At 68.2% G+C, this 13,409-nt stretch carries 7 protein-coding genes; 1 reads left to right on the top strand and 6 read right to left on the bottom strand.

Annotated elements, in window-relative coordinates; all coding sequences use genetic code 11:
- Nucleotides 1-219: 219 nt before the first annotated feature.
- The gene (locus HHX33_RS20710) at nt 220-4,557 is read right to left on the bottom strand and encodes an AAA family ATPase (RefSeq protein WP_182876059.1); all 4,338 of its coding nucleotides are present in this window, start codon (nt 4,555-4,557) and stop codon (nt 220-222) included.
- A gap of 279 nt (nt 4,558-4,836) precedes the next feature.
- Between HHX33_RS20710 and HHX33_RS20705 the strand changes: the two genes are divergently transcribed.
- Nucleotides 4,837-6,054: an ROK family transcriptional regulator gene (locus tag HHX33_RS20705; RefSeq protein ID WP_182876058.1), complete on the top strand. Its 1,218-nt coding sequence runs from the start codon at nt 4,837-4,839 to the stop codon at nt 6,052-6,054.
- A gap of 47 nt (nt 6,055-6,101) precedes the next feature.
- Here HHX33_RS20705 and HHX33_RS20700 read toward each other — a convergent pair whose 3' ends face one another.
- From HHX33_RS20700 to HHX33_RS20680, 5 genes are all read right to left on the bottom strand, one after another.
- The gene (locus tag HHX33_RS20700; RefSeq protein WP_259402671.1) at nt 6,102-8,153 is read right to left on the bottom strand and encodes a beta-galactosidase; all 2,052 of its coding nucleotides are present in this window, start codon (nt 8,151-8,153) and stop codon (nt 6,102-6,104) included.
- Between the two features lie 88 nt (nt 8,154-8,241).
- On the bottom strand, nt 8,242-9,756 hold the full coding sequence (locus HHX33_RS20695) for a cellulase family glycosylhydrolase (RefSeq protein ID WP_182876057.1): 1,515 nt from the start codon (nt 9,754-9,756) through the stop codon (nt 8,242-8,244).
- Between the two features lie 44 nt (nt 9,757-9,800).
- The gene (locus tag HHX33_RS20690; protein ID WP_182876056.1) at nt 9,801-10,655 is read right to left on the bottom strand and encodes an ABC transporter ATP-binding protein; all 855 of its coding nucleotides are present in this window, start codon (nt 10,653-10,655) and stop codon (nt 9,801-9,803) included.
- Nucleotides 10,652-12,415, bottom strand: coding sequence for a dipeptide/oligopeptide/nickel ABC transporter permease/ATP-binding protein (locus tag HHX33_RS20685; protein WP_182876055.1), 1,764 nt, complete (start codon nt 12,413-12,415; stop codon nt 10,652-10,654). The genes HHX33_RS20690 and HHX33_RS20685 overlap by 4 nt, the downstream gene beginning before the upstream one ends.
- Complete coding sequence (locus HHX33_RS20680) at nt 12,412-13,407, bottom strand: ABC transporter permease (protein ID WP_182876054.1); 996 nt, start codon at nt 13,405-13,407, stop codon at nt 12,412-12,414. The genes HHX33_RS20685 and HHX33_RS20680 overlap by 4 nt, the downstream gene beginning before the upstream one ends.
- Nucleotides 13,408-13,409: the final 2 nt, after the last annotated feature.

The following is a 13,409-nucleotide window of genomic DNA, read 5'->3' as shown; positions in this document are numbered from 1 at the left end:
CGAGCATGATTCGATCGCGGGAAAGTACTGCCGATCGCCTTGGCGGTCGCCCCGTGGGTCGACCCAGGAATAGTAACTACGCCAAGGTGCTCAACTTGGGACCGCGTCCCAAGCTGGGGGCCAGCATGACGAGGTAGCCGAAGGCTTACGTGAACAGCACGCTGCCGAACCACTCGCCGAGGAATCTGTGCACCAGATAGGCCAGCGCACGGCCGCTCCTCATCTCACGCCGTGGGCGCCAGCGCAGATGGGCGTATAAGTCTCGCCCGGTACGTAGAGGTCCCATTCTTCCCGGGTGATCGCGCGTTGTGCCAGTGCGCAGACCGTCGCGAACAAATCTCCAGGTCGAGCCACATTCCACAGGCGGATCGTCTTGTCGTATCCCGTGCTCACGAGGGTCCTGCCATCAGGAGTGAACGCAACGCCTGAGACGTCCTGGTCGTGGCCGGTCAACGGCTTGCCGATCTGCTGGCCCGTGCGGGCGTCCCACAGCCGGATGGTCCCGTCTTCTCCGGCGCTCGCCAGCAGGCGGCCGTCCGGGGCGAAGGACACCATCCGGACCGTGTCCGTGTGCCCGACCAGCGGTTGCCCGATCGGCTGGCGCGTGCGCGTATCCCAGAGGCTGATTGTGCGGTCAGTACTCGCGCCGGCGAGGATGGTGCCGTCCGCGTTGAAGGTCACCCCCGTGACTTCGTCCGTGTGGCCGCGAAGCGGCGCGGTGATCTGGCGGTGAGTGCTGACGTCGAGTAGGCGGATCGTCCCGTCAGGCATGCCAGCGGCGACGTACCTTCCGTCAGGGCTGAAGGCGAGCGCGGAGCCGCCGGCGCCCGGCAGCGCCGGGCCTATCTGCCGGTGGGTGCGCACATCCCAGAAACGGAGCGTGTCGTCGAACCCGGTGCTGGCGAGGAGCCCGCCATTGGGACTGAAGGCCAGAGCGAGCACCCATGCGGTACCGGCGGAGCCGGCACGGTGACCGGACAGGGGCGAGCCGATCTGGTGCTGGGTGTCGACGTTCCACAGGCGGATGGCGCCGTCGGTCTCGCCGGTCGCCAGCACCTGGCCGTCCGGGCTGAACGCCACTGGACCGCCGTTTCCCAGCTTCTCCTTCGCCACGGTTTCGCCGAGGTTCCTGCGTGCGGCGAGGTTCCACAGTCGCGCACCGACGACACTGGATGTGGCCAAGGCCCCACCGTCCGGGCTCAACGCCATGGCGTAGATGGAGCCGGTGCCGGGGGCGGTGACAGAGCGGCCGATCTGCCGGCCGGTGGTGAGGTCCCAGATGCGGACGGTTCCGTCGGAACCGATGCTGGCCAAAGTCTTACCGTCGGGCGAGAACGCGACATCCTGGGGGCTGCCGGTGTGCCCGATGAGTGGCTGGCCGAGCGGACGGCGGGTCGTCACGTCCCACAGCACGACCGCGTCGTCGACGCCGCCGGTCGCCAGGATCGTGCCGTCCGGGCTCAGGGCCAGTGCCGGACCGGCCTTGGTGATGGGCTCTCCGACCTGGCGGTGTGTGGCGGTGTCCCAGAAGCGCACGGTGTCGTCGCTGTCCGTGCTGAACAGGGTCACTCCGTCGGGGCTGAAGGCGACCTTCCATGCCTCGATGTTGCCGGTGCGGTTGACCATGTCCGGGCCGATCTCTCGTTGTCCGGCCACATCCCAGAGACGTACGGTCCCGTCGTCCTCGGCGCTTGCGAGGCTGCGTCCGTCCGGACTGAAGGCGATGTGGTTGGCCGATGTGGCGGTGAATCGGGCGATCTGGCGCCGGGTGGCCAGGTCCCACAGGAACATGTCGCCGTCGCCGCTGGCGGCCAGGGTCCTGCCGTCGGGGCTGAGCGCCAGTGCGGAGAAGGTGACGGTCTGATCGGGGAAGTCGGTCGTGGCGGTGAGCGGGTCACCGGCCAGGCGCTGGGTGGCGACATCCCAGACGCAGATCTGCCCGCCCGCGGAGTCGATCGTGCTGGAGCCGCTGGCGCTGACGAGGAGCGCGCCCTCACGGCTGAAGGCCACCTGGTTGACCGGTGCCTTCGGCGTGGTCATCGGACGTCCGATCGGCCGCCCGGCGTGGGTGTCCCACAGCTGGATGATGTCGCCCTGCGCGGAGGCCACGACTCTGCCGTCTGGGCTGAAGGCCACGTGGGGGCTGTACGCCACATCTCCGAGGTGGCTGGTGTGGCCGGTGAACACGGCGCGAGCGGGGTCGAACACCGCGCCGACCATGCTCCGCCATGCTTCAGGGGTGTTGCCGATCTTCCAGGCTGTGGCGGCGAGCAACCGCGACAGGGCAGGATCCCTCTCGCTCAGGGTCTCGCTCCGCTGGGCGAGCTCCCGCGACAGGGCGGCGTTCTTCTGGCGGGTGGCCTCGCCGGCCTGATCCGCGGCGATCAGACTGCCCCCGAGAGATACGAGCGACAGGACAGCGAGGGAGGCGGTGATCACGCGGCGGATCCGTGCCCTTCTGGTGGCCGCCCTTTCGCTTTCATGAAGAAACGCCCGATGCATCCCGGTCAGGAGGGAGCGCCGAAGATCATCGGCGTTCCAGCGCGGGAAAGCCTCTGTGATCGCGGCCAGGCGTGTGCCCTGGTAGAGAAACGACGAGTCCCGGCCCTTGTGCCAGTCGTCGGCAGCGTCAAGGAACTGCCGGAAGACGATGTGGTCGCTTCGTCCCTCTTCCAGCCAGGAGGCGAGCTTGGGCCACTCGCTCAGCAGCGCATCGTGAGCTATCTCGACTGCGTCAGCGTTCAGCACGACCAGCCGTCGGGTGGAGAAGGCGTTCAACACAGCATCTACGTCTCGGTGGCGATTCGCTCCATGCTCGCCATACAGCTCGGCTCGGGTTGCGCGACGACGGGCCGGCCGGCCGTTCGGGCCGATGACGGCCAACTGCAGGAAGATCTGGCGCGTGATCCGCTGCCGATCGGCGGACAGCTCGCTGTAGACGGTCTCGGCGGTTGACCGGACGGCATGTGAGACTCCTCCGGTCAGCCCGTAGCCGCGGCTGGTCAGCGTGTGACCCTCACGTTTCTCCCAGGTGAGGAGCATGGCCTGGGAAAGCAACGGCAGGACGCCGGCGCCGTACCGGTCCGTACCGGCATGCGAGCGCAGATCGCCTAGGACGATGTCGACCAGGCCTGGTTCCAGCTCCAGGCCGGCGGCAGCCGCGGGCCCGGTGATGGCACGGCGGAGCTCGGACTCGGTCATAGGGCCGACCAGGAATTGAGCGCTCTCCACAGCGTTGGCGAGCTCGGGATGAGCACCGCACTCGGCGACGAAGTCGCCGCGCACTCCCAGGAGCACCAGCGCGGCCGGATCTCCTCCCGGCGCCAGTCCTGTGGCCGCCGCCAGCGCCGCGATGAACGTCTGCCGGTCGGCCATGCTCGCCGACAGAAAGACCTCCTCGAACTGATCGACGACCAGGACGAGCCGCCCTGCCTCGCGCCGATTGCGCCGAGCGGCGTCGGCGAGGACGGCATGCCGTACAGTCATGTGCGCGTCCTGTGGATTGGACTCCAGAGAGCGGCGCACCGCGCCGGGCTCCAGTCCACTCAGAACGCTGAGACGGACCGCGAGTTCGTCGAGTGGCGTCGAGGTCGCGTTCATCACCAGACGCGGCCACTGCTCCGAGCCGGGCGCGCCTGGGAGCAGGCCCCGTGCCAACGCGGGCAGCAGCCCCGCACGGAGAAGGGACGACTTGCCTGCGCCGGAGGCTCCGGTGACCATCACGAGTCCCGGAAGGGACAGGCGTTCAGCCAGCCTGCCGAGCAGCTTGGCCGTCGTCTGCTCCCGGCCGTAGAAAATCGTCTCGTGGTTCTCCTCGAATGGCCACAGCCCTCTGTAGGGACAGCCGTCCAGCCAGGGAGGATGGACGGACTCCTCCAGGGATTCCTGCCGGGTTCGCCGTTCGATGACGGATATCTGTTCGCGGATCAAGGTCAATTGGACCGACTGCTGAAGCGCGATGTCCCGGTCATGGCGCTGCAGGGCCTCCTGACGGTACAGGCTCTCCTGGAGCTGGGTGGCTTTCCTGTCGATGTCCCCCAGCAGCGACCGGAACTCGGCGAAGCTCGCACCCAACTCCGCGAACGCCCTGGTGAGATGATCCTGCAATCGCTGGTCGCCGCTCGTCACCGCGGCTTCCAAGGCCGCCCCTGCTGCATCGATCCGATGAAGCAGGCCAGCGATCTCCTCACGCAAGTGGCGTGCTTGCTCATCATTGGCGTCGAGCGCTTCCAAAAGCCTTTCGGTAATCTCGTGCTCAACTGCCTCAAGCGAGGGTTGGTGACCGGCGGTACGGCGTCGCAAAGCCTGCATCGATTTGCCGATGACGTCGGCCAGGATGTTGCCTCCGACCCCAGAGATTACTTGGACTCCCGCTGCTGCAAGGCCGGTGGCTCCCACAGATGCCAGGGGCGCCAGGGCACTGACGCATAGAGTCACCACCACTGCATGTGGCGACAGCTCCAGCAGCTTGCTGCCCGCGCGCTGCACGAGCGAAGTGATCCGTGCCCTTGCCGCTCGGGCATCGTCATCTGGCCGCTCTCCGACGTCAGGTTCCATTCGATCCCCCACAACCGCCGGAGTCATCCCCTCTCCTCCTGCCTATCGATTGCAGTCGCTCCATCGCTACAACAGGCGCGTGGTCGGCGTCGCCGATCACTCGACATCGATCTCAGCGCGGTCGCCACTGCCGGTCACGTGGCCGGATACGACAACTCCATGGGACGGTGGGAAAATAGTTCATTGATTGATCGATGAACCGTTGTCGCTGAATCACGTGAGACACGTCCCCACCGAGCCTCGCACCTGTGGTCGGTCGGTGGCTTCAAGGGAGGCCGAATGGCGACCAGCCCCATCGGGGCGGGGAGGCCGAAGACCCGCGGCATCGTGCTCAACAGGATCCGGAAGGCACGCACCATCAGCCGGGTCGAGCTCGCCGCCGACACCGGAGTCACGGCGGCGACCATCACCCAGGTCGTTCGTGAGCTCATGGACCTGGGGCTGGTCGTCGAGGTCGGGCGCGGCGCGTCGACCGGAGGCAAGCCTCCGACGCTGCTGCAGATCAACCCGCACGCCCGGTACGCCGTGGGAGTGCTGTTCGAACGCAACATCTGCATCATCGTCATCGTCGATCTGACCGGCCGGCAGGTGGCCAGGACCGCGTTCCCCGGAACGGCGCTGCTGCCTCCCGAGCAGGCACTCTCGCTGGTGGCCTCGCGTGTGGACGCCCTGATCGAGACCGCCGGAGTCGATCGCGGCAGAGTGCTCGGCGTGGGGCTGGCGACCTACGGACCACAGGACCGGCAGGCGGGCGTGTTGCTGACCCACCAGCCGACCGCCGAGTGGTTCCGATATCCGGTCGCGCCGCGCCTGTCCGAACTCCTGGGCCTGCCGGTGCTGCTCGACAACGACGCGGCGGCCGCGGCGATCGGCGAGTACTGGCTGGGGGCGGTGGAGTCCGGTACATACGGGTGCCTCTACATGGCCAGTGGCCTCGGCGGGGGCGTCGTCATCGACGGCGAGGTGTACCGCGGCGTCTCTTCCAACGCCGTCGAGATCGGCCACATCACCATCGACTTCAATGGAGGACCATGCGATTGCGGCAACTACGGCTGCCTTGGAAACTATGTGGAACCCGCCGCCGTGATAAGGCAGGCGCTGAAGGAATCGAGCCTCGGTCAACGGCTTGAACTCGACCCTGCGGATACCGACGTCATGAGCGGGTTCGCCCGCATCGCGACCGCCGCCGTCGCCGGAGACCCAGCGGCACGGACCTTGATCGAGCGCTCCGCCCGCCATCTGGGTACCGCCGCCGTCACGATGACGAGCCTGTTCGACCTCGACCTGATCGTGCTCGCCGGCCCCAGTTTCACCGCCGCAGCGTCGATCTACCAGTCGGTGATCGAGGAGGAGGTGCAACGGCGTACCTTCGCCCGGCGGGCGCACCCGGTCCGGGTGGTCACCTCGGTCAACAGCTCGGACGCGGCGGCGATCGGCGGCGCCGTGCTTGTCCTGCAGGGCGAGCTGGCCCTCCTCGAACTGGACGTACGAGCCTGACGTCGCCGCAGCCGTCTATCAGGAGGGGCGCCCGAATCCGGTCGGGGTCACCGCGGTCCTTCTCCGCTGGTGCGCCGTGTCGTCTGGATGACGGCGGCGCCGAGGGGAGCCAATGTGATCTCCCCGGTTGCCGCGGCGCCCGTCAGCAGGTCGATGCCCGAGCGGTCCAGGGGAACGGCGACGTCCACGTCGGGGCTGTGGTTGAGCAGGAAGAGGTACTCGTTCCGATCGCCCTCCCGTACCGTGCACTCGACGTGGGTGGGCAGGCCCGGGAAGGGATCCGTGACCCCGGCCATCCGGATCTGCTCCAGAAGGACGGCATGGAAGGCGGCGTCGTCCAGGAGAGTCGAGAAGTAGACGACCCGGCCGGAGCCGTAGGCGTTCTCGACGATCGCGGCGCGCTCTGCCAGCGGCGCGTCGGCGTATCTCGCCAGCGCGGTGCCGGTTTCCAGATGAATGTCCTCCCGCCACCAGCTCGCGGTGGCGGTGCGCCCGTCGGCGAACCGGACCGCGAACCGCTCTCCGGGACGCGCCGGCCAGTACTCGTCGATCTTTGCCCCGATGAGGTGGCGGAATGCCCCCGGATAGCCGTGGGGGCGGACGCGGTCGCACTCGTCCACGACCCCTGAGAAGAAGGACATGACGACGGTGCCACCGGCGCGGGCGAACTCGGTGACGGCCGCGACGCCCTCGTCGTCGATCAGGTACGCGTTGGGGATGATCAGGACCTTGTACGGCGCCAGGTCGCTTCCGGGAGACACGACGTCGATCGTGTGGTGGTGTTCCCAGAGCGGCCGATGGTGGCGCAGCACGATCTCGCCATAGTCGAAGTCGTCACGGGGCAGCCATCCGGTGTCCTCCAGCCCCCACCGGCCATCCCAGTCGAACAGGATCGCGACGTCGGCGCACCTCATGGTCGTACCCGCCACCGGGGCGAGGAGGCTCAGCTCGCGTCCCAGGTCGGCGATCTCCCGGAAGGTCCGCGAGTCCGGCCCGGAGTGAGGAACCATCGCGGAATGGAAGCGCTCCACCCCGCCCCGGGCGGCCCGCCACTGGAAGAACATCACCGAGTCGGATCCACGTGCCAGCGCCTGCAGCGAGCCGAGCCGCATCCGCCCAGGTTCCTTGGCCAGGTTGACGTCTCTCCAGTTGACGGCGCTCACGGCCTGCTCCATGACCATCCACGGCTGACCGTTCTTCAGTGAGCGGAACATGTCGTAGTGGAATGCGGTCGATATGTACGATTCGGAATCGCCGGGGTCGGGGTAGACGTCGAGGGCGGCGACGTCCTGTTCCGATGCCCACCTCCAGTAGTCCGCGTGCGGGTAGAAGGACATCAGGTTGGTCATGACGGGGATGTCGTCGCGGAAGGAGCGGAGGATGTCACGCTCGGCGAGGTAGCACTCGAGCAGGGAGTCGGAGGTGAAGCGCCGGAAGTCGAGGCGGCGAGCGGGGTTCATCCAGACGTTCATGACGTTGGCCACCTCGATCTGGTTCCAGTCCGTGTAGACCTGGCCCCAGAAGCTGGTGGTCCAGGCGGCGTTGAGGCCGGCGAGGTCGCCGTACCTGCGCCGGAGCCAGCGGCGGAAGCCGCCGGCGGCGGCCTGGCTGTACGACGTGGGGCCGTACTCGTTGTTGACATGCCACATCGCGAGAGCCGGGTGGAAGGAGTAGCGCTCGGCGAGCCGGGTGACGATGTTCGCGGCGTACTCACGGTAGACAGGGGAGGCATGGTCGAAGTGCTGACGGCTGCCCAAGCCGAGAGGCCGGCCGTCCTCCATGATGGGGAAGACCTCCGGGTGCAGTTGGGTGAGCCAGGCGGGCGGCACGGCGGTGGGGGTGGCCAGGTTGACGCTGACGCCGCCCTCGTGCAGGAGGTCCATGACCTCGTCGAGCCAGCCGAACTCGTACTCCCCGGGCTCCGGTTCGATCGCGACCCAGGCGAAGATCCCCAGCGAGACCAGGTTCACCCCGGCCTCACGCATCAGCCGGACGTCCTCCCGCCAGGTGGCGCGGTCCCACTGCTCAGGGTTGTAGTCGCCTCCGTAGGCCAGGCCGCCCAGACGGCTCCTGAAGGCGTGCATACGAGGGTTGGTCATGTGACGCTCCTTGGCGAGCCGTTAAGGGCCCAGCCACCGCGGTCCGGTGGCTGGGCCCGGCACAGTCACCTGCGGTCAGGACAGGTGATCACGCGTACGGGTTCTGGGTGAGCAGGTGCGCCTTGTAGCCCTCGCCGATGCCAGGCTCGGGGGTGCCGGCGTAGTCCTTGATGAGCACCGCGCCCGTGCTACAGCCCCACGGGCTCCAGGTCCAGGCGAGGTACGACACGCCGTTCTTGTCCGCCCACTTCGTGAGCTGGTCCATGTAGTCGTAGCCGCAGTTGTCCGCGCCGAACTCACCGGTCACCACGGGGACCTTCGCGACGAGCGGAGCGACCTGGCTGTCCCAGCAGGCCGCCGTGGCGCAGGCGTTGAAGCTGTAGGAGTGCCAGGATGCGGCGATGTTGTTCAGCGGGTCGTTCGGCTTGTACGCCAGCCACTCCCGCATGTCGTTGGCCCACTCCAGGCCGCCCACCATGAGGAGGTTGGTCGCGCCGGTCGCCCGGACCGCGTCGACGAGGTCCTGCATGCCGGCCACCTCATAGGGAATGCCGGTGCAGGTGCCGCCGTCTCGCAGGCACTGCCAGCCCAGGGTCTTGTTCCAGTCGCTGCCGACCTCCGGGTACGGCTCGTTGAACAGATCGAAGACCACCGCGTTGTTGCCCTTGAAGGTCTTCGCGACGCCGGTCCAGAACTGGGGAGCGTACTGCGCGTCCGGCATCGGCTTCTGGCACGTCGCGGTGGCGTCCTTGCAGTGCCAGTCCGGTCCGTTGCTGAAGGCGCCCGAGGTCCAGTGCAGGTCGAGGATCGGCGTGATGCCGTTGGCGACCAGCAGGTCCGCGTACTTCTTGACCTCCTGCTGGTAGGGGGCGCCGCTGGGCGAGCCGTTGAGGCCGAGCCAGCACTCCTCGTTGAGTGGGATGCGGACGGCGTGGATGTTCCAGCTCTTCATCGCGTCGACCGACGCCTGGTCCACCGGGCCGGAGTCCCACATCCCCTTGCCCTGGACGCAGGCGAACTCGCCGCTGGAGCGGGAGACGCCCAGCAGCCGGTACGGCTTCCCGGCCGCCGTCACGATCTTGTTGCCGGAGACGTGCACCTGGGGTGCGGGGCCAACGGGATCAGGGCTGGGGCTTGAGCTGGGGCTCGCGCTGGGGCTCGCGCTGGGACTTGCGCTGGGGCTGGGGCTGGGGGACTGGCCGGTGCAGGCGACGCCATTGACCTTGAACGCGGTGGGAACCGGGTTGCTCCCGCTCCACTTGCCGATGAAGCCGATCGACACCGAGGCGCCGGTGGCCACGTTGGCATTCCAGCTCAGGCTCTTGGCGGTGACGTGCGTGCCGGACTGCGACCAGCCGGCGCTCCAGCCATTGTTCACACCCTGACCGGCACTGGGGAAATCGAACTCCAGCGTCCAGCTGGTCAGCGGGTCGCCCAGATTGGTGATCGAGACGTCACCCTGGAAGCCGCCCGACCACTCACCTGCGACCTTGTATTTCACTGAGCAGCCGCCGGCGGCGGCCGAGGCCGGTGCATTCACGAGCGCGGCGCCCGCGGCCACGAGGCCGACGGCCGCCGTCACTAACGCGACGCGGTGTTTCATGGGGCTTTCCTCTTTCTCCTTTGCGGATCCGGAGATCTGCCGCCTCACGACTGGATCCGATGGTCGTAGGCGGGAGCCTCGCCGGCGGCCACGACAGCCGCCGCATCGATGTCGAACGAACGGCCGCGCGCCTCCGGGTCCGGCGAGGCGGCGGCCAGGAGCCGGGTATAGGGGTGCCGCGGGGCGAGGATGACCTCGTCGGCCGGGCCGCGCTCCACGACCCGGCCCCGGTAGAGCACGAGGATGTCGTCGGAGAAGTGCCGTGCGGTGGCCAGGTCGTGTGTGATGTAGAGGACGGCGAGGTTCTCCTCGCGCTGCAGGCGCGCCAGCAGGTTCAGCACGCCCAGCCGGATGGAGACGTCCAGCATGGACACGGGCTCGTCGGCCACGATCACCTTCGCCCCCGGCGCGAGCGCGCGGGCGATGGCGACCCGCTGCCGCTGGCCGCCGGACAGCTCGTGCGGGCGGCGGTGGACGATGTCGCGTGCCGGTAGGTTGACCCGTTCCAGCAGGTCGCCGGCCTTCTCCCGGGCCTCGGCTCCGGTGCGGGCCTGCCCGTGCAGCAGCAGCGGGCGGATCAGATGGTGCTCCACGGTGTGGAAGGGGTTCAGCGAGGAGAACGGGTCCTGGAACACCATCTGCACGTGGTCGCGGTACGCCCGATCGGACACCCGGCCGCCGTCGTCGTTCAAGACGACCTGTCCGGCGGTGGGCCGTTCCAGCCGGGCGATGATCCTGGCGATCGTGGACTTGCCCGAACCCGACTCCCCGACCAGGGCGACCGTACGACCGGGCGAAAGCGTGAACGAGACGTGGTCCACGGCCCGCAGCCGCCGTCCGCGCAGACCGGTCCGGATGCGGAAGTCCTTGACGAGGTCCCGCACGTCGAGCGTGGTCACCGTGCACCTCCGGTGGCCTCACCGGTGCGGACGAACGCGCCGCGCTCACCCGTGAGGCTGGGGAACGCTTCGAGCAGGCGCCGGGTATAGGGATGGCGGGGTCTGGCGAGGATTTCCTCGGCCGCCGCGCACTCGACGATCTCCCCGCCCAGCATCACGGCGATGCGGTCGCTGACCTCAAGCAGAAGGGGAAGGTCGTGGGTGATGAGCACGATCCCGAATCCCAGCTCGTCGCGCAGGCGCAGGATCTCGCGGAGGATGCCTCGTTGCACCACCACGTCCAGGGCGCTGGTCGGCTCGTCCATGATCATGACTTGCGGGTCGAGCAGCATGGCCATTGCGATCATGACGCGCTGCCGCATGCCTCCGGACAGCTCGTGGGGGTAGGAGCGCAGCCGCGCGGGGTCCACGCCCACCAGCTCCAACGCCCTGGCGCAGCGCGCCCGGCGATCGCTCCGCGAGAGCTGGGGGCGATGCGTGGTGAGCACGTCCTCCAGTTGCGCCCGGATCGTCATGACAGGGTTCAGCGAGTTCATCGCTCCCTGGAACACCACCGACATCTGCGACCACCGGAAGGCCCGCAGCTCGCCGGACGGCAGGGCGAGCATGTCGGTGTCCCCTCCGTCCCGGTGATGAAAGGTGACCGATCCGGCGGTGACCTCCGCCGGCGGCCGGTGCAGGCGGTTGATCGCGTATGCGAGCGTCGTCTTGCCGCTGCCCGACTCGCCGGCCAGGCCCAGAATCTCGCCCCGCCGTACCTCCAGCGACACGTCCTTGACCGCCTGTACCGTGTTTCCGTAGGTCACCGACAGGTTCCGCACACTCACGACGACGTCCTGCGAGGGCCGCCCGACCGGCGCAGGCTCGCGCCGCGGGTGCCGGATCCGGCGTGGTACGGCGCGCAGCTTGGGGTTGGTGATCTCGTCGATGCTGAAGTTGATCAGTGCGAGGCCGCATCCGAACAGCGCGATGATCAGGCCCGGTGGCGCGAACCACCACCACGCGCCGCGTTGCAGCGCGAAGCCGTTCTGGGCGTAGTAGAGCATCGTGCCGAGGGTGGAGGAGTTCGAAGCGCCAAGCCCGAGGAACGACAGACCGGCCTCTGACAGGATCGCCGCGATCACCGAGAAGACGAACTGGGAGGCCAGCAGCGGCAGGAGGTTCGGCAGGATCTCGACGGTGATGATCCGCCATGCCGGCTCCCCCGCCACGCGGGCGGCCAGGACGTACTCCCGGTTGCGCAACGTCAGCGTCTGCGCGCGAAGCACCCGGGCCGACCCGGCCCAGCCGGTGATCGCGAGCACCACCGCGATGGTCCACGCCCCCCGCTGCTCGGGCGGCACGAACGCGGAGATGACGATGACCAGTGGGAGGCCGGGTATAACCAGCATGACGTTGGAGAACAGGGAGAACGCCTCGTCCACAACGCCGCCGGCATAGCTGCCCACGATGCCGAACAGCGCCGACAGGACCGTGGCCATCACGCCGACGAGCACGCCGATGTAAAGCGATCCCCTGGTCGCGTACGCGATCTGGGCCAGCACGTCCTGGCCCATCTGCGTGGTGCCGAGGACGTGGCCTCCGCCGGGCGAGGTCAGTCCGATGTCGTTGATCGCGTCCGGATCGCCGGCGAAGAGCGGGCCGACGACGCCGAACAGGATGATCGCGGTGATCAGGGCGAGCCCGGTGACCAGTTTGGGCGACAACCGGGGCAGCGCGGCGCGCCGGGGCGCCGGGGAATCCGGACCGGGATCGGTCATGCGTTCCCTCCCGCGCGGGTTCGGGGGTCGACGACGCCGTAGAGCAGGTCGACCACCAGATTGGCTCCGAGCACCGCCACGGTCGTGACCAGGAAGATGCCCTGCATGAGCGCGTAGTCGTTGTTCTGCACGGCCTCAAGCAGCTTGGAGCCGATGCCGGGGTAGGAGAACACCTGTTCGGTGACGATGGAGCCGGCCACCACGAACCCGAGGGAGATGGCGAACCCGGCGATCGACGGCAGTGCCGCGTTGCGTGCGGCGTACCAGATCATCACGCGCCTGTCCGGCAACCCCTTCGCGGTGGCGGTGAGCACGTAGTCCTCGGACAACGTGGACACCATCATGTTGCGTAGTCCCAGCAGCCAGCCGCCCACCGAAGAGATCACGATCGTGAGCGCGGGCAGGATGCCGTGGTGGACGGCCGAGCCGAGGAAGTCGAGGTTCCACCCGGGGGTGAAGTCGACGTCGTAGCCGCCGATGAGCGGGAACCAGCCCAGCGCGGAACCGAAGACGGCGACGAGGACGAGCGCCAGCCAGAAGTACGGCACCGCCGCCAGCACCGTGGTCGCGGGCACCAGCGAGTCGAGCCAGGTGCCCCGCCGCCAACCCACCACCGTTCCCAGCCCGGCGCCGACCAGGACCGACAGCACCGTCGCGATGCCCACCAGCACGACCGTCCAGGGCAGGGAGGTCGCGATGACCTCCGAGACGGGCACCGGGTAGGCGCTGACCGAGATTCCGAAGTCGCCGTGCAGCATGTTGCCGAGATAGGACAGATACTGCTTGGTCAACGGCTCGCCCGTGTCGGTGCCGAGCAGCAGTTCGTAGGCTCTGCGAGCCTCGGGGTTCACCGAGCCGCCCCGCTGCTGCAGCTTCGCCATCAGGATGCTCACGGGGTCGCCCGGCATCATCCGGGGGATGAAGAAGTTCAGTGTGACCGCCGCCCACAGGGCGGCCAGGTAGAAACCGAACTTGCGGAGGTAGTACCGCATCG

It is taken from the genome of Microbispora sp. H10670 (genome assembly GCF_014161385.1).
Taxonomy (GTDB): domain Bacteria; phylum Actinomycetota; class Actinomycetes; order Streptosporangiales; family Streptosporangiaceae; genus Microbispora; species Microbispora triticiradicis.
Note: the sequence above shows the minus strand (reverse complement) of the source record. Positions and strands in the feature narration are given on the sequence as shown.